Here is a 23,120-nt window from a genome sequence, read left to right as displayed (position 1 = left end):
CCTCAAGATGAGATTTCCCAGTATGTAAGACCCCTTGTAGACGACGAGGTAGATAGGTTGGAGGTGGAAGTGCAGTAATGCATGGAGCTGACCAATACTAATCGGTCGAGGGCTTATCCAAAAAATACCCACCAAAGTGAAGAGCAGCGTTGAAGCTGATTCCGAGTACTTTGGCGGGGACCCGATAATTCTTAAAGCGCAGATTCGTTTCGTATCTAGTTTTCAGGGAGTCAAAAATGCTGATTTCACTTCAAGTGGGTGAGAGAAGCGTGCATGACTTTCAGCATTTGGCGATGCTGAAACCTGAATTATGCATTTGGTGATTAACCAATGCTCCGTTTGGTGGCGATAGCGGAGGGGTTCCACGCGTACCCATCCCGAACACGACCGTTAAGCCCTCCAGCGCCGATGGTACTTGGACCGAAGGGTCCTGGGAGAGTAGGACGTTGCCAAGCGATACATATTCCCTGATAGCTCAGTTGGTAGAGCACTCGACTGTTAATCGAGTTGTCACAGGTTCGAGTCCTGTTCGGGGAGCCACTTGTGGAGAGGTGTCCGAGTTGGCCGAAGGAGCACGATTGGAAATCGTGTAGGCGCCAAAAGCGTCTCGAGGGTTCGAATCCCTCTCTCTCCGCCAGCTTGGATTTTAATAGCGCGGCCCGTTGGTCAAGGGGTTAAGACACCTCCCTTTCACGGAGGTAACATGGGTTCGAATCCCATACGGGTCACTTTCTTATTAACATCATGGATGAGAATCCAAAAAAGGGTTCGTCGGAGCATTACTCCGTTAGCATCTGCATCGCAGTCTCGAACGAAGTGAGAGTATCCCATACAGGTCACTTAATATGGAGGCTTAGCTCAGCTGGGAGAGCATCTGCCTTACAAGCAGAGGGTCGGGGGTTCGATCCCCTCAGCCTCCACCATGATTTTTAAAAGAAAATAAGTGATTTTTTATTGACGCGGGGTGGAGCAGTCCGGTAGCTCGTCGGGCTCATAACCCGAAGGTCGTAGGTTCAAATCCTGCCCCCGCAATTATCTCCTTAAGATGGAGATCCCAAAGGCCGTGGAACCGTGGTGTAGAGGCCTAACATGCCTGCCTGTCACGCAGGAGATCGCGGGTTCGAATCCCGTCGGTTCCGCCATTATAAATTGCTTCAGGGATGAGAATCCGGATACGGGTTCGTCGAAGCATTCACTTCGTTAGCACTGCATCGCAGTCTCGAACGAAGAGAGAGTATCCCGTCGGTTCCGCCATTTTAAATTGCTTCAGGGATGAGAATCCTCTTGAATTAAGAGCCATTAGCTCAGTTGGTAGAGCACCTGACTTTTAATCAGGGTGTCGAAGGTTCGAGTCCTTCATGGCTCACCAGTTTTATTTTTGGTTTTGCGGACGTGGCTCAGCGGTAGAGCATCGCCTTGCCAAGGCGAGGGTCGCGGGTTCGATTCCCGTCGTCCGCTCCATTTTTTTTTGCCTTTACCGGCGCCCTTAGCTCAGCTGGATAGAGCGTTTGACTACGAATCAAAAGGTCAGGAGTTCGAATCTCTTAGGGCGCGTACTTATGTTTTATCGAGCCGGTGTGGCGGAATTGGCAGACGCGCGCGACTCAAAATCGTGAGGGAAACCGTGGGGGTTCGAGTCCCTTCACCGGCATTTTAACATTTTCAGATGAATAACGGGACGTAGCTCAGCTTGGTAGAGCACCTGGTTTGGGACCAGGGGGTCGCATGTTCAAATCGTGTCGTCCCGATCAGATCAACCACCGAATGAATTTCGGTGGTTTTTTGCTGTATAATTTGGTATTTCCCCGGTCACAATAAAGGAAAAAGATAGAGAATAGAAGGGGATTATCGTGAATGCAGCGCGAATCAAAAAGAAAATACAAAAGCAATGGAGACGTTGGAGACGCAGAGCGTTGACGCTGGGGATCTCTTCGTTAATGCTTGCCTTGGTCTGGCTCGGATCCTATCTTCCGGATCAGGTACAGAGCCTGCTCAGCACGAAACCGCCGGTTGCCATTGAAACGCTTCAGCATTATGAGCAGACGGAGGGTTCCGATGACACCGTGGATAATTCGGAATTCTGGAAGACGTTGAATCAAACGAAGGGTACAAACGAAGTAACCGTTCGCCAAGTTTATATATGCGGTGAGGAGGAACAGGTGCTCGGACAACTGAGCAGCGATGACATCTACTCCCTGATGAATGAGCATCCAACCTGGAAGGGCGAGTTTACCGGGAAGGGACAAATCCGGTTTGAGGAAACCATTTCGGATCTATCCCCGACCTGTAAGGAACAGGCTTACATCAGCCTCGACAAAGATGGAAATCTGACCTTGTTCGAGGGACCGCCGACACACGAAAAGGTCATTAAAACCTTTTTCCAACTGGATATCAACTCGATGGAATCCTCCCTGCCGGATGGAGCCGTACAGCAGCTTTATGACGGCATCCGGGTGCAGGACATTGACGAATACAACAGCGTGCTGTCCACATTCAGCGATTATGCCCGGAAAGGGTAAAGACCGGGATGTTCGATGTCCTTTGCTTTAAACGGATTTTCGATAAAAGGAATAGAACGCAAATGAAAAAGCTTTCCTGCCAGCGATGAGGCGAACAGGAAAGCTTTTTTGCATTCATCCTATCGGGACTTAAACGGGCATCGTCCATTTCAATGGATCTGGAAGCCGCCCGGTCTGGATACCCGTTAGGGTGTCATACAGCTTTTGCGAGTATGGGCCGATTTGGCCGTTGTTAATGAGGACTTGCCGGTCGTTCCAATATAATTCACCGACAGGGGAAATGACAGCCGCAGTCCCCGTGCCGAACACTTCCTCCAATTCGCCCTTGGCATTGGCCTCAAAAATCTCTTCAATCGATATTTTCCGTTCTTCCACCGGGATGTTCCAACTGCCGAGCAGCTCCAGAACCGAAGCCCGGGTCACACCTTCCAGTATGCTGCCGTTAATGGCCGGGGTGATTACTTTACCGCCGATTTTGAAAAAGATGTTCATGCTGCCGACCTCTTCAATGTACTTCTTTTCCAGTGCATCGAGCCACAGCACCTGGGAGTAGCCGCCTTTCTTGGCGTTGCTTTGGGCCTTGATGCTTGCGGCATAGTTGCCGGCTGCCTTCGCATGCCCGATTCCGCCCTGCACGGCTCGGGTATAGGAGCTCTCCACATTAATTTTTACCGGGGCAAGCCCGCCCGAGTAGTAAGCGCCTACAGGCGACAGAATGACGATCAGCTGGTAGGTGTGGGATTCTCTCACACCGAGGCAAGCTTCCGTAGCAATGATAAAAGGCCGGATGTACAGCGATGTTCCAGGAGCCGTCGGAACCCAAGCACGATCGATGTTAATGAGGGTGCGGATCGCTTCAATGACAAAGTCGCCCGACACTTCAGGAATGCCCAAGCGTTCGTTGGAGCGGTTCAGCCGCGTCATGTTTTTGTCAGGACGGAACAAAAGGAGCTCGCCGGTAGAAGTTTGATATGCCTTCAGACCTTCGAACACTGCCTGCCCATAATGAAATACCATCGAAGCCGGATCCATCTGCAGCGGGGCGTAAGGAACGATCCGCGGATCATGCCATCCCTTCTCCAGCGTATAATCCATCATAAACATGTGATCTGTAAAATACTTGCCGAAGCCAAGTTTCTCGCTGTCCGGACGTGTTCGCGGCTCGGTGGTTAACTGAATGCTGATCTCTTGTGTCATTGCAACGCTCACCTCATCTATAGAAATTTATTATTCTCACTATAGGGAATAAAAAATGATTGGTCAATTCAATGTTATCAATTAAAATAATAGTTATTAACTATGGTTTGGGTGAAGGGGGAGGCTTATGGATTTCCGCCTGCTGGAATACTTTCTTGCCGTATGCGAAGAGCTTCATTTTACGAAAGCAGCCGTTCAATTGGGCATCAGCCAACCGACGCTCAGCCAGCAAATCCGCCTGCTCGAGGAGAGGGTGGGCATGCCCCTTTTTCAAAGGATCGGAAAACGGAACTATTTGACGGAAGCGGGGCAAACGCTGAAGGAGCATGCGCTGAACATTTTTCATGAGCTGGAGCAGGCGCAGTCCGAAATCAATGAACTGAAAGGGATGCAGCGGGGGAGGCTGACGATCGGCTGCTCAGGCAACCATCTGCTGACGAGGACGCTGATTTCTTTTCACCAGAAGCAGCCTGGCATCTCGATTTCGGTCGTGGAGCTGGCGACGGAGGAAACGAGGGCCGGTCTGCTGGCTAACAAGCTGGATCTTGGAGTCGTTTTTCTCCCGCTGGAGGACGAGCAGCTGGTCAGCAAAGAGCTCTACACCGAAGAGCTGTGCCTGGCTGTGGCGAAGCAGCATTCCCTTGCAGCCGCAGAGGCTGTGAAATTGGACCAACTGACAGAGGTGCCGCTGATTCTTTTTCCTGAAAAGTTTCTGGTACGTCAAATGGTGGACAGCTACAGCGCTCAAGCAGGGGTGCAGCTTCAACCGGCGTTTGAGCTGTCGACGATGGACTCCATGCTGCAGATGGTCCGGCTCGGTGTCGGCGCGACCATACTACCCAGGTCCTACCTTTTACAAGGCTCCGATCCTTCGATCCGCACTGTACCGATCGTTGAGCCCGTCCCCCAGAAAAAGGTCGGCATCGTTTACCGGAAGCAGACGTTTCTGAGCACAGCGATGCTTGCTTTTATCAACGAGCTCATCCGGACGTTCACTCCTTCCGGGACGCAGTCTATGTAGGCTTGTCCCGGATGCAGGCATACCTCTTTTAGTAGAATCATAGACTTGGTATGAAGTTTTACATTATAATGAAGAGAACGAATACATATGTTCGCTTTATACCAAGGGAGAGAAATGACTTGCGAATTTTAGGAATTGACCCGGGGATTGCGATCGTCGGATTCGGATTTATCGATAAAAACGGAAGTAAGGTCACTCCGGTTCAGTATGGATGCATTCAGACGGAAGCCCATACACCTGATGAAGAACGGCTGCTGCACGTCTATGAGGCGATGCTCCAGCTTATTGATAAGTATCAGCCGGAAGCGGTAGCTTTCGAAAAATTGTTTTTTAATAGAAACGTCACGACGGCCATGTCCGTCAGTCAGGCGCGCGGCGTTCTGATTCTGGCGGCAACGCAGCGCGGGCTGCCGATCGCCGAGTATACCCCGATGCAGGTGAAGCAGGCCATCGTCGGATACGGCAAAGCGGAGAAGAAGCAGGTGCAGGAAATGGTTCGCATGTTCCTGAAGCTGCAGGCGGTGCCCAAGCCGGATGATGTGGCCGACGCGCTGGCCGTGGCGATCTGCCACGCCCATTCGTACACGTTAAATTCCAGAATAAATGAGGTATTGAGAAAATGATCGATTTTTTGAGAGGACCCGTGGTCCATCTGGAGAATGAGTACATTGTGCTTGACGTGCAGGGAGTAGGCTACCGTGTATTTTGCCCGAACCCTTTTGTGTTCGCCAAGACGGATGGTCCGGTCACCGTATATACCCACCACCATGTCAGGGAAGACGCCATTCTTCTGTTCGGCTTTCCAACACGCGAGGAGCAGCAGCTGTTCCGCAAGCTGATCGATGTGTCGGGGATCGGCCCTAAGGTAGCCCTGGGCATTCTCGGCGGGGGCACACCGGATCATGTCGTGACGGCCATTTATCAGGAGAACATTACGTTCCTGACCAAGCTGCCGGGAATCGGCAAGAAGACCGCACAGCGCATGATTCTGGACCTGAAGGATAAGCTCGACGGTTTTGGTACGGCGGCTATGGCGACAGGTCTGTTTGCGGTTCCTGAACCGGTGGAAGGCGACGGATCGGCTTGGTCCGAAGCGCGCGAAGGCCTTAAGGCGCTCGGTTATACCGACGTCGAGCTGGACCGGGTATGGCACAAGATCAAGGATGACACGGCGTTTGGGGATTCGGTGGACATTTTAATGAAACGGGCGCTCAAGCAGCTCTATGCGGGATAGTTATGGTAAGCGGGCGTTACAAGAGGAGCGATAGCAATGGATGACCGTATCATATCGGCAAACCTGATGATGGAGGACCAGGCGGTAGAGCTTAGCCTGCGTCCTCGTTATCTTGCGGAATATATCGGACAGAACCAGGTGAAGGAAAACCTGAAAATTTATATTGAGGCGGCTAAAATGCGCAATGAAGCGCTGGATCACGTGCTGCTGTACGGGCCTCCGGGCCTCGGAAAGACGACATTGGCCAATATTATTGCCAACGAGCTGGGCGTGAACCTTCGGACGACGTCGGGGCCGGCCATTGAACGGCCGGGAGACCTGGCGGCACTGCTGACGAATCTCCAGGAAGGGGACGTGCTGTTCATTGACGAAATCCACCGGCTGCACCGGACGGTCGAGGAAGTGCTCTACCCGGCGATGGAGGATTTTGCGCTGGACATCATGATCGGTAAAGGGCCCAGTGCACGGTCTGTGCGGCTGGACTTGCCTCCGTTCACCTTGATCGGAGCGACCACACGGGCCGGGCTGCTGTCTGCACCGCTGCGGGACCGCTTTGGCGTCGTCAGCCGCCTCGAGTTTTATACGGTGGACGAGCTCAGCTACATCGTCTCCAGAGGTGCCGACATTCTCGGCATCGAAATTATCGGGGATGCGGCCGACGAGATCGCCCTGCGCTCCAGGGGGACGCCGCGGATCGCGAACCGGCTGCTGCGCCGGGTCCGGGATTTTGCCCAGGTCCGGGGGGACGGCATGATTACGCCGGCCATCGCGGAGGAGTCGCTGAAGATGCTGCAGGTCGACCCGAAAGGACTGGATCAGATCGATTATAAAATGCTTCACGCCATGATCACGAGCTTCCGTGGCGGTCCGGTCGGCCTCGATACGATCGCGGCCACCATCGGCGAAGAGAGCCAGACGATCGAAGACGTATACGAGCCTTACCTGCTGCAGATCGGATTTCTCCAGCGGACGCCGCGGGGAAGAATGGTAACGGCTGCGGGCTATCAGCATTTAGGTCTGCCGATGCCGACTGACCAGTAAAGCGTAATTGTTACGAGGCTACCGGACGTGAAATGGTTCGAACACATTTTCAGACAGAAGCGGGAGGAGAATAACGAGTGGGAAATTGGTGGAGAACGAAAGCGGGCCAGTGGGGAAGCAAGGGGATTTTGGCTGCCGTGCTGGCAACGGGAGTCCTGCAGCTGCCGGCTGTGACCGCAGAAGCCGCGGGAACGAGCATGGATCAAATCCGCGTAGGCTTGTTCCTCGACTTGGGAAGTACCTATAAATCAACGACGCCTGTCGTTACACTGTCATCGGGACAGTCATGGTCTGCAGGGGTATCTGCTTCCTCGGGGGCCCCGGCTCTTGTGTCCTTTGGGGCTAACGAGACGGCTAAATTCAGCGTGGATGGATTCCGCGTGAAAGTACTCTCCACTTCCGATGCCAAAACGGCGGCGGATGCCTATAAAAAATTGAACGCGACGGCCGACAAGCCGGTCATCTTTGCCGCATCGACGGGTGCCGGAACGGTGTATCAGGTGTATACCGGCATGTATGCGAGCCTGCAGGCGGCTAACGATGCCGCGGCGCGGACAGCCAAGACAGCCGCGGGACAGCTGAATGGACAGACTCCGGTCGTGACCGGCGGCAATCACTTGTCGGCAGGGACCTATGCATCGGAGGCTGAAGCGGCAGCTGCGGCCCAGCAAATCCAGGCAGCCGGCGCCGATGCGTTTGTGGCGGTTCAGCCGGGCGGAGACGGCGGCGGCCGTTATGCGGTATGGGTCGGCGAAGCGGCAGATGCATCCGGTCTGGCGGCGGTGCGCAGTGCGGTAAGCGCAAAGCTCCCAGCGGCCACGCTGTCGGAGGTGGATGCATCGCAGCCGGCGCTGATTATCCGCAGTGATGCCGGGAGCAGCCCGGGAAGCACCGCCGCGGTGAAACATATCGTGGTCAGCGGGACCAATGCCAAAGGCTGGATTACCAGCAGCGGTGACCAACTTAAAGTGGCGGAAAGATCGGGGCGTACATACCGGGGCGGCATGGAGATCAGCATGGTGAACGGCCAACTGGCGCTCGTGAACGAACTGCCTTTTGAGCAATACCTCTATGCGGTCGTCGGCGGCGAAGTGCCGTCGTCCTGGCCGGAGGAGTCGCTCAAAGCCCAAGCCGTTGCTGCGCGCAGCTATGCAGCTTTCCAGATCAGCAGCAGCAATAATAAGTTCAAGGTGGCGGATGTCGTGGATACGACGCTCAGCCAAGTTTACAACGGAGTTGCCTCCGAAGCGCCGAGCGTCATCGGTGCTGTAGACGCCACAGAGGGCGAAGTGCTGCTGCAAAACGGCAATGTTGTCGAGGCCGTTTTCTCTTCCAATGCCGGGGGCGCATCGGCCGACCCGACCGAAGTATGGAACAGCGGTGGAGCTGCGTTCGGCACCGTCGAGAGCAAGGAAGACGTAGCCGCGCAAAACGGGGCTAAAACCTGGTATCACGTTCTTCTCAGCAACGGGATTACCGGTTATGTCAGAGAGGACAACGTCAAGGAACTGGGTACGGCGACGGCTGCCGGACTTGCAAAAGTCACGGTGACGGCCAAGAACACCAACGTGCGTCCGCTTCCGCTTATTCAATCGAACGTCGAGCCTGCCGCGCAGATGAACCCCGGCGATACCGCCGTCGTTCTGGAGCAGGTGAAGGAATCGGGAACCTATGACTGGGTTCGGGGACCTTATACTTCGGCCGAGCTGGTTGCAACGCTGAAGGGCAAGACCTCAACGGCTGCACCTTCCACGATCAGCACGCTGGAGGTTACCAAGCGGGGACCGTCCGGACGGGCGATCCAAATTAAGGCCAACGGGCAGATTTTAGATGTGAAATATCCCGATATGTTCCGTTCGGCTTTGAACGGTCTGCCAAGCACATTGTTTGATATTGTACCAACAGGAAGCTATACTGTATTAAGCGCAAACGGGACAACGACGAAGGTTTCCGGCACGTCCGACACGTCGGTCATTTCCGCTTCAGGGACTTCTTCCATCGCTGGAAAAGGCACGATCGTCATGAACGGGGATTCGAAGGCGCGCCGGATCGAAGCCGGGGAAGCGTTTCTGTTTGTGGGCCGCGGCAACGGCCATGGCCTCGGACTCTCCCAGTGGGGAGCCAAAGGAATGGCGGACGCCGGGTATGGGTACCAGGACATTTTGAAACACTATTATCAGAATGTAACTATTGTTAAGGAATGACGAACAGATGAATGTAGACTTATACGATTTTGAGTTGCCAGAAGAATTAATCGCACAGACTCCTTTGCCGGAGCGGACGGCATCCCGCCTGTTAACATTGAACAAGCAGGACGGTTCGATCGCCCACCGCACCTTCAAAGATATCGCAGACGAGCTTCAGCCCGGCGACACGCTGGTTCTCAACGATACCCGGGTCATTCCGGCGAGACTGTTCGGCGTGAAAGAAGAGACGGGGGCCAAAGCCGAGGTGCTTCTCCTGAAAAATTTGCAGGGGGACACCTGGGAAGCGCTCGTAAAGCCTGGGAAAAAGCTGAAAAAGGGCAGCGTGATCCGGTTCGGCGACGAGCTGCAGGCTGTCATAGAGGATGAAGGGGAAATGGGTGAGCGGAAGCTGACCTTTACCTATCAAGGGATTTTCCAGGAGATTCTCGACCGGCTGGGTCAAATGCCGCTCCCGCCTTATATCAAGGAGAAGCTGGACGACAAGGAGCGTTACCAGACGGTCTATTCCAAGCATGAGGGTTCCGCTGCGGCTCCGACCGCCGGCCTTCATTTTACCGAAGAGCTGCTGGATCAAATCCGTGCCAAAGGCGTGACGGTCGCTTTCATTACGCTTCATGTCGGTCTTGGCACGTTCCGGCCGATGTCGGTTGAGCGTGTCGAGGATCATGTCATGCATGCGGAGTATTACTCGGTGAACCAGGAGACAGCGGATATCCTGAACGAGGCCAGAGCCCGCGGAGGAAGAATCGTTGCCGTAGGGACCACCTCCTGCCGGACGCTTGAGACGATCGGGACGCGCTTTGAAGGCGGCCTGCTCGAAGCCTGCAGCGGCTGGACCGATATTTTCATCTATCCAGGGTATACGTTCAAAGTCGTAAACGCCCTGATCACTAATTTCCACCTGCCGAAGTCGACGTTGGTCATGCTGGTCAGCGCGCTGGCGGGACGCGAGCATATTTTGAACGCATATGCGGAGGCTGTGAAGGAAAGATACCGCTTCTTCAGCTTCGGCGATGCGATGTTTATCTATTAAGACCGGTTGATCGGCATATAAGAGGATGGTATTTAATCATGGCAGCAGCAATTACTTATGAGCATATTAAAACGTGCAAGCAATCCGGAGCCCGGCTGGGGCGTGTGCATACGCCCCACGGCGTGATCGAGACGCCGATCTTTATGCCGGTTGGAACGCTGGCCACGGTCAAGACGATGAGCCCGGAAGAACTGAAGGAAATGAATGCGCAGATCATTTTGAGCAACACGTACCATCTGTTCCTGCGCCCGGGCCATGACATCATCCGCGAAGCCGGGGGACTGCACCGCTTCATGAACTGGGACCGTCCGATTCTGACGGACAGCGGCGGATTTCAGGTGTTCAGCTTGAGCGAGATGCGCAAAATTACCGAAGAAGGCGTGCATTTCCGGTCCCACTTGAACGGAGACAAGCTGTTTCTGTCGCCGGAAGTGGCCATGGAAATCCAGAACGCGCTTGGCTCGGACATCATGATGGCTTTTGACGAATGTCCGCCGTATCCGGCCGAGTACGACTATGTTAAGAAATCCTTGGAACGCACGACCCGCTGGGCAGAGCGCTGCCTGAACAGCCATGCCAGACCGCATGATCAGGGGCTCTTTGCCATCGTTCAGGGCGGCATGTATGAAGACTTGCGCAAACAGAGCGCACGTGATTTGACTTCCATGGATTTCCCGGGGTATGCTATTGGTGGACTCAGCGTAGGAGAGTCCAAGCAGCTGATGTACGAAGTGCTGGATTACACCGTTCCGCTGCTTCCGGACAACAAGCCCCGCTATTTGATGGGCGTAGGGTCGCCGGACGCGCTGATCGAAGGCTCCATCCGTGGCGTGGACATGTTTGACTGCGTCCTGCCGACACGGATCGCCCGGAACGGAACGACCATGACCAGCCAGGGACGGCTAGTCGTTCGCAATGCGCAATACGCCAGAGATTTTGGCCCGCTTGACCCAGCATGTGACTGCTATACTTGCCGGAACTATTCAAGAGCCTATCTGCGGCATTTGATCAAAGCGGATGAGACCTTCGGACTCCGTTTGACCACTTACCACAACCTGCATTTCCTCATCAATCTGATGAAGCAGGTGCGCCAGGCCATTATGGAGGACAGGCTGCTTGATTTTCGCGATGAGTTTTTTGAACAATATGGGCTTTATGACAATGATAAAGGGTTTTAAGCTTCAACTGCAGTATTGTATTTGAAAGGGGGGAAAAGCATATGTTCAACCAAACTCAAACCTTTGAATTAGCAGCTGGTGCTAGCGGCTCCGGAGGAGGCGGCCTTGTCGGCTTGATTTTGCCGCTCGTCCTGATGTTCGCGATCTTCTACTTCCTGTTGATCCGTCCGCAGCAGAAGAAACAGAAGACCCGGACTTCCATGCTGAGCGCATTGAAGAAGGGGGATAAGGTCGTCACGATCGGCGGCCTGCACGGAACGATTATGGAAATTACGGACGATATCGTGGTCCTGCGGGTGAACGACGTGACGAAGCTGACCTTCGATCGCGGTTCCATCAGCCATGCGGTTAGCTCGAGCTCCGGCGAATCCGAGAAATCGTCCTAAGACGATCCGGGTACTACACGGGGAGAGCGTTCATAAGCAACATTTCCAGTAAGACCAGGCACATCACATAACGATAGCGGCAGAGGGAGCTCTGCTGCTGTCGCCGATGTTCATACTTACGGATGACAAAAGGCTGCACAGCTTGTCTACGGACAAGGGTGCAGCCTTTTTGTATTAGAGATCGGATACGATGGGCTTTACTTGTTGCTGCTTCGGGTGCGCAAGCCTCCGTCCCCAGTAGATCCCGGCGGAAGCGGCAAGCAGACCGAGCAGGGTACCGGCGACCGAATCCGTCAGCCAATGGATGCCGAGGTAGAAGATGCTGAAAATGATGATGACGGCGCTGACCAGCGTCATGAGGGCCAGTCGTGGATTCCCCGAACGGATCCCGAGCACCAGCATGGTGATAGAAATCGAAGTGTGAAGGCTTGGAAAGCAGTTGTTAATACCGGATAGCGGCCGGTACGCCTGTTCGAATTTCGGAAAAACTTCCAGCATGTAGAACGACGTGCCGGATGGCGGAAAGGACCAAACCTCGTTCACGGGAAAGAAGAGGTAAAACGGGATGGCCACCGCATAATTGATGAAGACGGCAATGCAGGCAGCCATGAGAAAGGCTTTGTTCCCGTCGGCCGCAAAGATTCCAAGCATAGCGATCAGTAAGGATTGGAACACCACTACGTAAAAAAATACCGATACGGGCGTAATGTAAGGGCTGTGAAAAAACTGCTGCAGGTGCTGTACGAAATGCCCCTCGATCCCGAATACCCATGGGGTGAAGTCTTGCTTCACATGCATGGCCGATTCGATTTGCAGTTCGTACCTGTTGAACAGGAGGATCGCAGCCATCAAAGCGAATAGCCCCAAAAATTTGCGATTGATTCCAAACTCCCGGATCAGCAGCCATCCGGCCCTCAGAGGGTTGCGCAGGGTGCCCAGCCAGATCAGCCCGATCGCCATAACAAGCGTTGCTGCCGAAATATAATTCATAGAGTCATACAACACGTCGGGGACGTCCTCCTCTTGCTTTAAGTGCACTTAGTGTAGCACATGCGAGGAGTTTAATGGTTACGATTTGTTTTTTAAATTCACCCCGAACATGCCCCCGATGGCTCCCGAAGCAATAACGGCTGCGATCAACAGCAAATCTCCAAGCCGAAGGCTGCTGTCAAGGGCCAAAAATCCGATTATGATGATCATGAGACCGTACAAAATGCCGGTTAATCCGCCCTGGTACCAACCCCGTCTGCCTGAACGCTTCCCGGATACAAGACCTCCAAATGCTGCGGCGACAGCATGAACCACGTAAATGTAGCGGGACAGGCTTTGTTCTTTCATGCCGCTGGACCACAACAGGAAAGAAAGAATAAGCGCCCCAACCATCATCCAGAAAAAGGAATAATACAGTCCCGACAAAGTGGGATTGGAGATCCGAAAAGAGAACAGGCGACGGATCAAATGCATAAGAGAACCCCCTTCATAGTTCCACAATTTAATGTAAATTTATGTGACGGCTTGCCCCAGTAGTACAAGTAATTTTCCAATAATTTATCGCTCTGGCTTCTGAATGTCCGTGCTCCCGAAAGGTCAAAATATCCTTAATTGGCATGATGAATGGCGCAGAAAGGAGCGGGTGGCCGTGATGTCCGATATACTGATTCCTGTTTTCCGAACCGTCCTGATGTACTTTGTCATCTACCTGACCCTCCGGATCATGGGCAAGCGGGAGATCGGGAAGCTGTCCATTTTTGACCTGGTCATCTCGATCATGATCGCTGAAATCGGCGTTTTTGTGCTGGAGGATACGGCGCGTCCGATCACGGACGGACTCTTTCCGATGGCTACGCTTGTCTTGATTCAGATCACGATTGCTTTCATCAGCTTGAAGAGCCGGAAAATCCGCCTGTTATTCGAAGGAAAACCGGCCATCCTCGTATCGGGAGGCAAGCTCAACCGTGAAGAAATGAGGAAGCATCGGTATAATCTGGACGATTTGCTTCTTCAATTGCGCGGGCGAAGTATCGAAAACGTGGCGGATGTGGAATTTGCGATTCTGGAAAACTCCGGGCAGTTGACGGTTATTCCTAAATCCAAACGGAATGAAAAAAGAGAAAAGTACGACATGCCCGTTCCCCAGGAGAAGCCAAATCGAAACGGTAAACCACAAAACCCCGCCGGCAATGCGTTAGCTATTTCACGTTCAGAGGAGACCGCCGGCAAGCCGAAACAGATTTATAGAACCCCATATGCCGATCCGTCCCGGGTCCCGGCGAGAAACCGCAGTAAAAAAATTCTGGTTCCCAGCGGAAAATTTACCTATGGCATACTGCCGATCCCGCTCATCATGGACGGAAAAGTACAGGACGACAATTTGGAGCGGCTGAACAAAAATCGCTTCTGGCTGAAAAATCAGATCCGGCAGCAGGGAATCAAAGAGTTTAAAGACGTGTTTCTCTGCTCCATCGACCATAAAGGCCGGCTTTACATCGACCGCAAATAAGACGGAAATTTCCGTGCTGCGGATCAGGCGGCAGGCGTCTTGGGGTTTCTTGGATTTCTAGGTTTGAACCATTTTTCAAGGTAGGGCATGCGGGACAGATCCCGCAAGGACACCAGCTTTAAAGCAAATACGGCGGCCAGAAAAGCGATCATGCCTATAGACATGGCTGCCAAAAAGCGGATCCAAACGATTCCTCCCAGTGGCAGATGGAGATAGCCGTATTGGGTAATGCCCGTCATGATAATCATGGCTCCCGCCAGCTTCAGCAGATCGAACATCCGGAATCGGTAGGCGAGCAGCCGGCTGACGCTGAACCCGTGCAGGAACGTGACCACGATGCTGTTGATGATAATCGCGATAACGGCCCCGTAAATGCCGTACTCCGGCTGGGAGGACAGGTACCAGATCAGGAACAGCTTGAGGACGGCTCCGATCAAGGTGTTGAACAGGGCGCGGCTTGGCCGGTCCAGCGCCTGCAGGGTGGCCTGAAGCGGTGCCTGAACGTACAGAAACAGCGCAAATGGCGCCATCGTGCGCAGCATGTTGGAGATGTCCGCATTGTTGTACAGCAGCAGGCACAGCGGCTCTGCAAGGACATACATAATGACGGCAAAGGGGGCGCCGGTGACGAGCGCGAGCCGGATCGTCTGGTTTAACCGTTTGTGAATCGTAAGCTTGTCTTTGCGGGCGGCGGCTTCGGACAGCGAAGGCACAAGCGAGACCGCGAGGGACGAGGTCAGTACGCCCGGAAGCAGCAGCAGCGGGATGACCATGCCTTGCAGCGCGCCATACTGGGCGGTTGCTACAGCAGTGACGACACCGGCGAGCGCTAGGCTCTGGGCTGTAATAATCGATTCAAGCAGGTAAGAAAAGGAGCCGACCAAACGCCCGGCGGTGACCGGTACGGTGATGCCAAGCAGGCGTGGGAACAATCCGCGGCTGACCTGGCTGCCGGAACTGTCTTCAAGGCCGGCTTTTTTGTGCTGCTTTGCTTTCTCTCTCCGGGCTTGCCTGGACGACAGCCAGTTCTCGTCCCGGTGGTACTGCCACAGCAGGGCGAGCAGCCCGAAAAATTCCCCGGCCATCACGCCAAGCATGGCTCCGGCAGCCGCATAAGCTATTCCTTTTGGCAGCAGCAGGTAGGCGAACCACAGCGTGCACACGATCCGAAAAACGGTCTCGATAATCGAAGAGGTCGCGGACGGAATCATGTTCTGCCTTCCCTGGAAATAGCCGCGGTAGACGGACGAGATGGCCACGATAACGAGCATGGGCGTCATGCTGACAAAGGTGTAGTACACGCGGGAATCCGTTATAATCGTTGTCGTGATCCAAGGGGCCAGCCACAGGCATAAAGCCATAAACAGTACGCTGAGACCCACCGTCAACGCGAGGCTGACCCGCAGGACATACTTTGAATTTTGCGGTTTGCCTTCGGTTTCCGCTTCCGACACCAGCTTGGCGATCGCCAGCGGGACACCCCCAGTAATCAGCGTCATAATCACCAGGAAAAAAGGATAACCCAGCTGATAAATCCCCACCCCTTCGGCGCCGATGATCCGGGGCAGGGCGATGCGCGGTATAAACCCGAGAATGCGGTTCACGATGCCGGCGGCAAGCAAAATCATCGTGCCTTGGATAAAGGTTTGCTTTTTGATGCCTGGATTTTTAGGATGCTTGTTCAATTGTCCACTCCCTCTTCCCGTGTCGAAGCTGTGCTGCCACTTTTGGTAATGTCAGACCTTGTTTAATGGATATGCTGAACCTGTCCCAACTCATTCATCCTTTCCGGTAACATTTGGACAAAAGAAGGAATCGAAGGCGATGGGGTCGAATACAGAACGAATCAGTGCTACAATGGACTGTAGGACATCCAGAACAGATCGTGCGTGGAAAGAGGCAATCGAGAGGAGGCCGTAGAGTGAGCTCTGAGGAAATGAACGACAGGCAGCTGGAGGAAGCGATTGAATCGCTCTGCCGCAGCAAGGCGGAGGAATTCAGACTCGTCGGCTACGAGCATGTAACCAGCAAGGATATTTGGAACTGCGTCAGCGTCAAATACGAGAAGGAAGGGATTCCTCCGCTCTACATGCTGGTCAACGATATACTCTCTTTGAAAGTGATGACGTTTATGAATTTTATGACTATATCCGCATATAAAGGATCCACTTTCGATTGAAAGGGATCTTTTTTTCTGCTTGTGTTAAATGGGATGAGGGATACGGTAAAATCGGAAAACGACAAATATTGATAAATTGACTGCCTTTTGGCGCATGGCTATAATAGGAATATTGAGAACGAAAGGGGAACTAGGAACGGCATGAAAAGAATTGTCACTTTCATCATCGTCGTGCTCGTATCGATTGCGGTCATGGCTGGGACAAGCCCTGCGCTGCTCGACAACGTACGACTCGGTCTCGATCTTAAAGGGGGCTTTGAGATTCTGTATGAGGCCCAGCCGCTGGAGCAGGGGCAGAAGATTACGAGAGAGTCCCTCATACGGACGGCGGAAAGCTTGGAGAAACGCGCCAACGTGCTCGGAACGAGCGAGCCTGAAGTGACCACCGAGGGCACGAACCGGATCCGTCTGAAAATCGCAGGCGTGACGAACGAAGCCGAGGTCCGCAAGAAAATGAAGGAACCGGCGTCGCTGACTTTCCGCAGTGCGGAAGGATGTAAAACGCCCGAAGCGGGGAAGGATGGCACGGTAGATCCGAAGGACCTCTATTGTAAAACCGAACTCGTCGGAAGCGATTTCGTGGAAAACGGTGCACAGGTGGGTATGGACAACCTGAACCGTCCGCAAATCGATATCAAAGTGAAAGATAAAAAGAAATTTGCCGATGTGACCAAGCGTTTGGTCGGCAAAGAACTCGCTATTTTCCTGGATGATACCCTTTTATCCGCTCCGACCGTAAATCAGGAACTGACGGACGGCAAAGCCTCGATCACGGGTAATTACACCATGGACGAAGCCAACCAGATCCGCGATACGATCAACCTCGGGGCGCTGCCTTTGAAGCTGACGGAGAAGTACTCTCAGAGCGTGGGCGCAACGCTGGGCATGCAGTCTTTGCATAAAACGATCGAAGCGGGCATCATCGCTTCCATCCTGATTCTGATCTTCATGATCGGCATGTACCGCCTGCCGGGTATCATCGCCAGCTTTGGACTGATTGCCCACACCTGGCTGCTCATTCTCGTCTTCGTCTGGGCCGACTTTACGCTGACCCTGCCGGGGATCGCGGCGTTTATTCTCGGTATCGGGATGGCGGTTGACGCCAACATCATTACGAATGAACGGATCAGGGAGGAAATGCGGAACGGCAAGAGCGTCATGTCTGCGGTCAAAGCAGGCAACAAGTCGTCCTTCCGTACGATTCTCGATTCCAACATTACGACCATTATCGTCGGAGCGGTTATGTTTGCCTTCGGTACAGGCGCCGTCAAAGGCTTTGCGCTGGTACTGATCGTGGAAATCGTACTCAGTATTCTCACGAATGTGTACTTCACCCATTACCTGCTCAGCCTTTTGGTTAAAGCCGGCGTGCTGAAGAAGCCGGAGCAGTTCGGGGTAAAGGAGAGTGATATTCGTGCACTTTAAAAAAGATTACGATTTTATGAAGATGAGCAAGTATGCGTTCATCTTCTCCATCGTCCTGACGATTGCGGGAATCATTACCCTTTCCGCTTTTGGATTAAACTACGGCGTTGATTTCCAAGCAGGCTCCAATGTGGACGTCAAGCTGTCGAAGAACGTGACGAAGGCTGAAGTTGAGCCGCTGCTGGACAAGATCCACCTCAGCGACGGCGCAACGGTTGCTCCTGGGGACAAGCGGGTCAACATCCGTTTTACCAAGGAGCTTAACGAAGACCAGAGTGAACAGCTCAAGTCCGCGATCCAGGAGCTGGATAAAACAGCATCGTTCGAAATCAACACGGTCGATACGGAAATGGCCAAGGAGCTCGGACGGAATGCCATTTACTCGGTTCTGATTTCCTGTATCGGGATTATCATTTATGTAAGTATCCGGTTTGAGTGGCGGTTCGCGCTGGCGGCCATCGTGGCGCTGCTGCATGACGCCTTCATGGTTGTGGCCGTCTTCTCGATCTTCCGATTGGAAGTCAGCCTGACGTTTATCGTGGCGGTATTGACGATCATCGGTTACTCCATTAACGATACGATCGTTATTTTCGACCGGATCCGCGAAAATCTGCGGTTCGGCAAGCAGAAGACCAAAGACGATTTGAAAGCTATTATGAACAAGAGCGTGAGCCAGATGCTCATGCGCTCCTTGTATACGGCGCTGACGGTGTTTATTGCGGCCTTCTTCCTGTTCCTGTTTGGCGGGGAATCGATCAAGATGTTCTCGTTGGCGATGGTTATCGGGCTGTTGTTCGGGGCGTATTCTTCGATCTTTATCGCCAGTCCGCTGTGGCTCGTATTCAAAAGCAAACAAAAGACCAGTGCCAAGCCAGCCAAACCTTCCAAGGCGTAACCTTGTGAAGCGAATGTTATGAAGGAAAGCCGCGTCTGATTGGGCGCGGCTTTTCCGCTGGAACTTATCTGACTTTATCTAAACTTATTGTCGTGAATGTCATATCTTTTTCAATCAACAGATCAGAATCGGTATTCAGATTGCCGGGGGGAGGCTTTCATGAGTATAGAGCGTTCAAATCCATCGGGTACCGTCGCCTGGACGGGAATTGCCGGTGAACTGTTACTTGCCTTGTTCAAAGGCGTGGTCGGATATTTTACAGGGAGCAAGGCACTGCTGGGAGATGCGCTGTATTCCGCATCGGACGCAGCCGGCGCACTGGCCCGGCGCATTCCATGGCGGACGTCGTCAAAGCTCCGGAGTGCGCAGCAGGCTGATCTGCGGGCCGGAAGAACAGAGCCGATTCTGGCGATTTTGTTTTCGGTTCTTGTGCTGATGGGAGGATTGCAAATTGCCGTAGCGGCGGTCCGGGACCTGGCTTCAGGCCGTGTGCAGACACCCGGGCAGTTTACGCTGATTGCGATACTCGTCTCGCTTGCGGTCAAAGAAGCGCTCTTTCAGTTCCAGTACCGCCAATCCAAGAAGCAGGGTGACGGCATGCATACGGTGTACGCCGACAACCACCGCTTCAGCTTGTATTCGTCCATCACGGTATTGATCGGTGTCATTCTGACGATGACCGGCAGCGCCTTTCATTGGTCCATGCTGCAGTATATGGATTCCATCTCGGCTCTGATCGTCGCGGCGCTGCTGCTGCGCAGAGGCTACCGCCTCATCGTCAGCTCCGTGTACGGACAGCTGGTGCAGGAGACCGAGCAGGAGGACGCGATTAATTTTATCGATACGGTGCAGCGGGTTCACGGCGTTATTACGGTGGATGACCTGAAAGCATCGGAACAGGGACACTACATTACGATCGATTTGAAGATCAGTGTCAATCCGCGGATTACCGTCCAGGAAGGCGCCGAGATCGCCGACCGGGTCAAGAAGCTTCTGATGCACCGTTTTTTGCATGTCAGCATCGTAAATATCCAGGTCGTCCCTTATGATCCCGGTTATCCGTACAAGTCGAACCATCATCTGACGGATAATGAGCAGCCGACACTGCTCCAATAGCTTGCTCATGACGTATACGAACAGAAGACGGGGCGGGGAAAGAAAGGTGAAGACGATTGTTTGATTCAAAATATGAATGGCGGACTTCCGAAGCGGATCCGGAAAAGGCGGGACGGCTGGCACAGGAGCTGTCGGTTTCTCCTCTTGTAGGCTCGCTGTTGGCGGCCAGAGGAATTAACAGTGCAGAGGAAGCCGCCTTGTTTTTAAACGGAAGTTTGGACGCATTGCATGATCCGTTCCTGCTGCTCGGCATGAAGGAGGCTGTTCCACGGATTCAGAAAGCGGTCGAGACCGGCGAACATATATTAATCTACGGGGATTACGACGCTGACGGCGTGTCCAGTACTTCGCTCATGATTCATTTCATGCGCTATCTTGGAGCGTCCTACGATATCTATATTCCGCACCGCTCCAATGAGGGGTACGGACTGCACAACCATGCGCTGGATTGGGCGCATCAGCAGGGGGTCAGCCTGATTATCACAGTTGATACCGGCATCAGCGCCGTCGAGCAGATCGCGTATGCCAACTCGCTCGGGATGGATGTGATCGTCACCGACCACCACGAGCCTCCGGAAGTGCTGCCCGACGCCTATGCGCTGATCAATCCGAAGCAGCCGAACTGCCCGTACCCGTTTAAAGGCCTGGCCGGGGTCGGGGTGGCTTACAAGCTGACCCAGGCGATGCTCGGCCAGCCGCCAGTGGAATGGACGGAAATTGTGGCCATCGGTACCATTGCGGACTTGATGCCGCTCAGCGGCGAGAACCGCATCCTGGTCAGCCGCGGCTTAGAGCAGATGCGCAGCTCTGCGTTTCCGGGGATCCGCGCCCTCATGGAAGTCGGGGGCATTACGATGCGGAATGTTACATCGACCAATGTCGCCTTCGGCATGGCCCCGCGCATTAATGCCAGCGGGAGGCTGGATCATGCAGGATCGGCCGTAGCCTTGCTGACGACGGAAGACGAGGATGAGGCATTAAGATTGTCCCATGGGCTGGATGAACTCAATAAGGAGCGGCAGCAGGTAGTCGACGATATCGTCCAGGAGGCGACCAGCCAGCTTCTGGCCAAGACCGATGGGAGCCGGGTGCCCGACGTGATCGTGCTGGCCGGAGAAGGCTGGAATGTGGGCGTCGTCGGCATTGTCGCTTCCAAAATTTTGGAACGGTATTACCGCCCGGTCATCATATTGGGTATAGATCCGGATACCGGCATGTGCAAAGGGTCAGCCCGCTCCATTCCGGGGCTCGACATCTATGAGGCGCTGACCTCCTGCAAATCGCTGATGGACCATTATGGCGGCCATCCGTCCGCTGCGGGCATGAGCCTGCACAGGGATCAGCTGGATGCGTTCGAGCAGGCGCTGAACGAGTATGCCGCCGGGGTTCTGACCGAATCCGATTTTATTCCCGTCGCGGCATCAGACGGAGAATGGCGGCTGTCGGACGTTCCCTTGTCGGTCATCGATGAGATGGAAATGCTGTCGCCCTTCGGTATGGCCAATCCTGTGCCCAAGTTTATTTTTCGAAACTGCAGGCTTCTTGAGACCCGGAAGATGGGACGTGACAGCAAGCACCTCAAGCTGCTCGTTCAGCAGGACGGCATCCGCCTGGAAGTGGTCGCGTTCGGCAAAGGCGAGCTGGCCGAAGTGTTGATGGAAGGCGCGGAGCTCGATCTGCTCGGCGAAATGAGCGTCAATGAATGGAACGGATCGCGCAGACCGCAGCTGATGCTGCAGGATCTGAAGCTTACGCAGCCGCAGGTGTTTGACCTGCGCGGATCCAATGATCCTTGGCAGGAGATCGACCGGGTCAGCCAGCTGATCGGATCGCATTTCAGACTGGGGCCGACGCAGGTGGCGGCGGTGCTGGAACGGGAGATTCTGGATCCGGCAAAAATCCGTTTGAATGAATCCACCCTTTGGGTATATGATAAGAATGCTGGAATTTTGGCGTATCATCCGAATGAGGAGCGGTCCGGCCAGGACGACGTAACGACGCTGTTCATGCTGAACGCGCCGGAGACGCCGGAGCAGCTGGATGCCGTTCTGTTTTCTTTTCCGAAACTGTCCAACGTATTTCTGCTTCATCAGGTACATAAGAGAGAGAGACTCGCTGTGCCGGACAGGGATCAGTTCAAGAAGCTCTATATATTGTTGTCAAGAATCGCAGCCGAGCCCGTCCAAGAAGAAACCGCCTTATCGAGGCTCAGTCAGCAGGCATCGTGCAGCATCCGCATGGTGACGAAGATGATGGATGTGTTCGAGGAGCTTTCTTTTATAGACAGGCAGGAAGGCCTTATCCGTTTTATTCCTAAACCGCCCAAGCGTGATTTGGCTTCATCCCGCCATTTCCTTGCGCTAGGGAACTTGGCGGAAATGGAACAGCATCTGCTGTATGCCAGTACGCCGCAGGTCACGAGCTGGTTCATTTCCCGCATGCAGGGAGCTTCGTGACCGGAGACGATCGGTCGAAATGAATGCTTACGAGGGTCCGTATCATTTCGTGACCTCAAGCAACGCTTACGGAGTCCGTTTCTTCGTAAAACCAAGTAACGCTTACGAAGTCAGTTTTACTTCGTAAAACTCTAGAAGGAGAGATTATGTTGAATTACAAAGATTATATCCGGGTGATTCCGGACTTCCCGGTGGCTGGAATCAGTTTTAAAGATATTACGACCCTGCTTCAAAACGGGGAAATGTACAAAAAGGCCATCGATGACATCAAGGCCATGGTGTCTCATCTGCAGATCGATGTCATTGCCGGTCCGGAAGCCCGGGGCTTCGTCGTCGGGGCGCCGCTTGCATACGCGCTGGGCGTCGGATTCGCGCCGATCCGTAAGAGCGGCAAGCTGCCTTACGAAACGATTGAAGTCGGTTATGATCTCGAATATGGCAAGGATAAGCTGGCCATGCACACCGACGCGATCAAGAAAGGCCAAAACGTTCTGATCGCTGACGATCTGCTTGCCACGGGCGGAACCATTTCCACATCCGTAAATCTGGTTAACCAACTGGGCGGCAACGTGGTTGGGGCGGCGTTCATGATTGAGCTTGAAGCTTTGAAGGGACGCGACAAGCTGCCTGGCGTGGAAGTATTCTCCCTCATGTCCTACGAAGATTAAAAACCGGGAGTTCGTTTCCCGGGAAATAAACAAAGAGCTGTCTGAAGTCGAAATGACTTTCAGGC

Annotated in this window: 20 protein-coding genes, 11 tRNA genes and 2 rRNA genes; 29 read left to right on the top strand and 4 right to left on the bottom strand. The window is 53.7% G+C overall.

The genetic code is table 11. The annotated features are described in order from the left end of the window. From KI379_RS20875 to KI379_RS20810, 14 genes are all read left to right on the top strand, one after another. Positions 1–121 (top strand): 23S ribosomal RNA (locus KI379_RS20875); the annotation flags it as partial. 217 nt (positions 122–338) lie between these two features. Then, positions 339–455: ribosomal RNA gene (rrf, locus tag KI379_RS20870) — 5S ribosomal RNA — on the top strand. A gap of 9 nt (positions 456–464) precedes the next feature. Continuing rightward, positions 465–540 (top strand) — tRNA-Asn (locus tag KI379_RS20865). Positions 541–545: 5 nt separating this feature from the next. Beyond that, positions 546–637: transfer RNA gene (locus KI379_RS20860), tRNA-Ser, on the top strand. Between the two features lie 19 nt (positions 638–656). Then, a tRNA-Glu gene (locus KI379_RS20855) sits at positions 657–728 on the top strand. Between the two features lie 119 nt (positions 729–847). After that, a tRNA-Val gene (locus tag KI379_RS20850) sits at positions 848–923 on the top strand. Between the two features lie 35 nt (positions 924–958). Continuing rightward, positions 959–1,032: transfer RNA gene (locus KI379_RS20845), tRNA-Met, on the top strand. A gap of 33 nt (positions 1,033–1,065) precedes the next feature. Next, positions 1,066–1,142, top strand: a tRNA-Asp gene (locus KI379_RS20840). Positions 1,143–1,293: 151 nt separating this feature from the next. Continuing rightward, positions 1,294–1,369 (top strand) — tRNA-Lys (locus KI379_RS20835). A 17-nt stretch (positions 1,370–1,386) separates the two neighbouring features. Further along, positions 1,387–1,461: transfer RNA gene (locus tag KI379_RS20830), tRNA-Gly, on the top strand. A gap of 19 nt (positions 1,462–1,480) precedes the next feature. Then, a tRNA-Arg gene (locus KI379_RS20825) sits at positions 1,481–1,554 on the top strand. Positions 1,555–1,571: 17 nt separating this feature from the next. Then, positions 1,572–1,651: transfer RNA gene (locus KI379_RS20820), tRNA-Leu, on the top strand. A gap of 23 nt (positions 1,652–1,674) precedes the next feature. Further along, positions 1,675–1,748, top strand: a tRNA-Pro gene (locus KI379_RS20815). 102 nt (positions 1,749–1,850) lie between these two features. After that, a complete protein-coding gene (locus KI379_RS20810) occupies positions 1,851–2,519 on the top strand; it encodes a BofC C-terminal domain-containing protein (protein ID WP_076176974.1) in 669 nt (222 codons plus the stop codon). Positions 2,520–2,648: 129 nt separating this feature from the next. Here KI379_RS20810 and KI379_RS20805 read toward each other — a convergent pair whose 3' ends face one another. Continuing rightward, complete coding sequence (locus KI379_RS20805) at positions 2,649–3,716, bottom strand: branched-chain amino acid aminotransferase (protein WP_212984568.1); 1,068 nt, start codon at positions 3,714–3,716, stop codon at positions 2,649–2,651. 127 nt (positions 3,717–3,843) lie between these two features. On the opposite strand from KI379_RS20805, the gene KI379_RS20800 reads away from it, so the two are divergent. The 8 genes from KI379_RS20800 to yajC all read left to right on the top strand — a co-directional run bounded on the left by KI379_RS20800 (position 3,844) and on the right by yajC (position 11,816). After that, positions 3,844–4,737: a LysR family transcriptional regulator gene (locus KI379_RS20800; RefSeq protein ID WP_212984567.1), complete on the top strand. Its 894-nt coding sequence runs from the start codon at positions 3,844–3,846 to the stop codon at positions 4,735–4,737. 119 nt (positions 4,738–4,856) lie between these two features. Continuing rightward, the gene (ruvC, locus tag KI379_RS20795) at positions 4,857–5,360 is read left to right on the top strand and encodes a crossover junction endodeoxyribonuclease RuvC (RefSeq protein ID WP_076176977.1); all 504 of its coding nucleotides are present in this window, start codon (positions 4,857–4,859) and stop codon (positions 5,358–5,360) included. Further along, entirely contained in the window at positions 5,357–5,971 is a 615-nt protein-coding gene (gene ruvA / locus KI379_RS20790) for a Holliday junction branch migration protein RuvA (protein WP_116229345.1), read from the top strand. Before ruvC ends, ruvA begins: the two co-directional genes overlap by 4 nt. Before the next feature lie 36 nt (positions 5,972–6,007). After that, positions 6,008–7,012 carry a Holliday junction branch migration DNA helicase RuvB gene (gene ruvB / locus KI379_RS20785; protein WP_076176979.1) on the top strand — a complete coding sequence of 335 codons (1,005 nt, stop codon included), beginning with the start codon at positions 6,008–6,010 and terminating at the stop codon, positions 7,010–7,012. Between the two features lie 77 nt (positions 7,013–7,089). Continuing rightward, positions 7,090–9,216, top strand: a complete 2,127-nt coding sequence (locus KI379_RS20780) for a SpoIID/LytB domain-containing protein (RefSeq protein ID WP_212984566.1) — start codon at positions 7,090–7,092, stop codon at positions 9,214–9,216. Between the two features lie 7 nt (positions 9,217–9,223). Further along, positions 9,224–10,252 carry a tRNA preQ1(34) S-adenosylmethionine ribosyltransferase-isomerase QueA gene (gene queA / locus KI379_RS20775; RefSeq protein ID WP_076176981.1) on the top strand — a complete coding sequence of 343 codons (1,029 nt, stop codon included), beginning with the start codon at positions 9,224–9,226 and terminating at the stop codon, positions 10,250–10,252. Between the two features lie 38 nt (positions 10,253–10,290). Next, the gene (gene tgt / locus KI379_RS20770) at positions 10,291–11,430 is read left to right on the top strand and encodes a tRNA guanosine(34) transglycosylase Tgt (RefSeq protein WP_076176982.1); all 1,140 of its coding nucleotides are present in this window, start codon (positions 10,291–10,293) and stop codon (positions 11,428–11,430) included. 41 nt (positions 11,431–11,471) lie between these two features. Beyond that, a complete protein-coding gene (yajC, locus tag KI379_RS20765) occupies positions 11,472–11,816 on the top strand; it encodes a preprotein translocase subunit YajC (RefSeq protein WP_076176983.1) in 345 nt (114 codons plus the stop codon). Positions 11,817–11,990: 174 nt separating this feature from the next. Here the strand turns inward: yajC and KI379_RS20760 are convergent, their stop codons facing one another. Both KI379_RS20760 and KI379_RS20755 read right to left on the bottom strand, forming a co-directional pair. Next, positions 11,991–12,821 carry a phosphatase PAP2 family protein gene (locus KI379_RS20760; protein ID WP_212984565.1) on the bottom strand — a complete coding sequence of 277 codons (831 nt, stop codon included), beginning with the start codon at positions 12,819–12,821 and terminating at the stop codon, positions 11,991–11,993. Between the two features lie 63 nt (positions 12,822–12,884). Next, positions 12,885–13,280: a TIGR04086 family membrane protein gene (locus KI379_RS20755; protein WP_076176984.1), complete on the bottom strand. Its 396-nt coding sequence runs from the start codon at positions 13,278–13,280 to the stop codon at positions 12,885–12,887. Between the two features lie 178 nt (positions 13,281–13,458). Between KI379_RS20755 and KI379_RS20750 the strand changes: the two genes are divergently transcribed. Further along, on the top strand, positions 13,459–14,316 hold the full coding sequence (locus KI379_RS20750) for a DUF421 domain-containing protein (RefSeq protein WP_212984809.1): 858 nt from the start codon (positions 13,459–13,461) through the stop codon (positions 14,314–14,316). Between the two features lie 23 nt (positions 14,317–14,339). Here KI379_RS20750 and spoVB read toward each other — a convergent pair whose 3' ends face one another. Next, positions 14,340–15,974 (bottom strand): stage V sporulation protein B, encoded by a 1,635-nt coding sequence (spoVB, locus tag KI379_RS20745; protein ID WP_212984808.1) that lies wholly within the window; start codon positions 15,972–15,974, stop codon positions 14,340–14,342. Positions 15,975–16,252: 278 nt separating this feature from the next. Here spoVB and KI379_RS20740 point away from each other — a divergent pair, with 278 nt between their 5' ends. From KI379_RS20740 to KI379_RS20715, 6 genes are all read left to right on the top strand, one after another. Beyond that, positions 16,253–16,495, top strand: a complete 243-nt coding sequence (locus tag KI379_RS20740) for a post-transcriptional regulator (protein WP_076177013.1) — start codon at positions 16,253–16,255, stop codon at positions 16,493–16,495. Between the two features lie 141 nt (positions 16,496–16,636). Continuing rightward, positions 16,637–17,920 (top strand): protein translocase subunit SecD, encoded by a 1,284-nt coding sequence (gene secD, locus KI379_RS20735; protein ID WP_212984564.1) that lies wholly within the window; start codon positions 16,637–16,639, stop codon positions 17,918–17,920. Continuing rightward, positions 17,910–18,815, top strand: a complete 906-nt coding sequence (secF, locus tag KI379_RS20730; protein ID WP_076176986.1) for a protein translocase subunit SecF — start codon at positions 17,910–17,912, stop codon at positions 18,813–18,815. Before secD ends, secF begins: the two co-directional genes overlap by 11 nt. A gap of 159 nt (positions 18,816–18,974) precedes the next feature. Continuing rightward, the gene (locus KI379_RS20725; protein ID WP_212984563.1) at positions 18,975–19,931 is read left to right on the top strand and encodes a cation diffusion facilitator family transporter; all 957 of its coding nucleotides are present in this window, start codon (positions 18,975–18,977) and stop codon (positions 19,929–19,931) included. A 56-nt stretch (positions 19,932–19,987) separates the two neighbouring features. Next, positions 19,988–22,387, top strand: a complete 2,400-nt coding sequence (gene recJ, locus KI379_RS20720) for a single-stranded-DNA-specific exonuclease RecJ (RefSeq protein ID WP_212984562.1) — start codon at positions 19,988–19,990, stop codon at positions 22,385–22,387. 149 nt (positions 22,388–22,536) lie between these two features. Further along, entirely contained in the window at positions 22,537–23,055 is a 519-nt protein-coding gene (locus tag KI379_RS20715) for an adenine phosphoribosyltransferase (protein ID WP_076177014.1), read from the top strand. Positions 23,056–23,120 lie beyond the last annotated feature (65 nt).

Source organism: Paenibacillus cineris (assembly GCF_018333335.1).
In the GTDB taxonomy this organism is placed as follows: domain Bacteria; phylum Bacillota; class Bacilli; order Paenibacillales; family Paenibacillaceae; genus Paenibacillus_AQ; species Paenibacillus_AQ favisporus.
The sequence above is the reverse complement of the archived record's forward strand: the minus strand, read 5'-3'. Positions and strand labels throughout refer to the sequence as shown.

Coding starts and splice junctions, on each gene's coding strand:
- KI379_RS20805 (WP_212984568.1), bottom strand. CDS start 3,716: ATGACACAAGAGATCAGCATTCAGTTAACCACCGAGCCGCGAACACGT.
- KI379_RS20800 (WP_212984567.1), top strand. CDS start 3,844: ATGGATTTCCGCCTGCTGGAATACTTTCTTGCCGTATGCGAAGAGCTT.
- ruvA (WP_116229345.1), top strand. CDS start 5,357: ATGATCGATTTTTTGAGAGGACCCGTGGTCCATCTGGAGAATGAGTAC.
- ruvB (WP_076176979.1), top strand. CDS start 6,008: ATGGATGACCGTATCATATCGGCAAACCTGATGATGGAGGACCAGGCG.
- queA (WP_076176981.1), top strand. CDS start 9,224: ATGAATGTAGACTTATACGATTTTGAGTTGCCAGAAGAATTAATCGCA.
- tgt (WP_076176982.1), top strand. CDS start 10,291: ATGGCAGCAGCAATTACTTATGAGCATATTAAAACGTGCAAGCAATCC.
- yajC (WP_076176983.1), top strand. CDS start 11,472: ATGTTCAACCAAACTCAAACCTTTGAATTAGCAGCTGGTGCTAGCGGC.
- KI379_RS20755 (WP_076176984.1), bottom strand. CDS start 13,280: ATGCATTTGATCCGTCGCCTGTTCTCTTTTCGGATCTCCAATCCCACT.
- KI379_RS20750 (WP_212984809.1), top strand. CDS start 13,459: ATGTCCGATATACTGATTCCTGTTTTCCGAACCGTCCTGATGTACTTT.
- KI379_RS20740 (WP_076177013.1), top strand. CDS start 16,253: ATGAACGACAGGCAGCTGGAGGAAGCGATTGAATCGCTCTGCCGCAGC.
- secD (WP_212984564.1), top strand. CDS start 16,637: ATGAAAAGAATTGTCACTTTCATCATCGTCGTGCTCGTATCGATTGCG.
- KI379_RS20725 (WP_212984563.1), top strand. CDS start 18,975: ATGAGTATAGAGCGTTCAAATCCATCGGGTACCGTCGCCTGGACGGGA.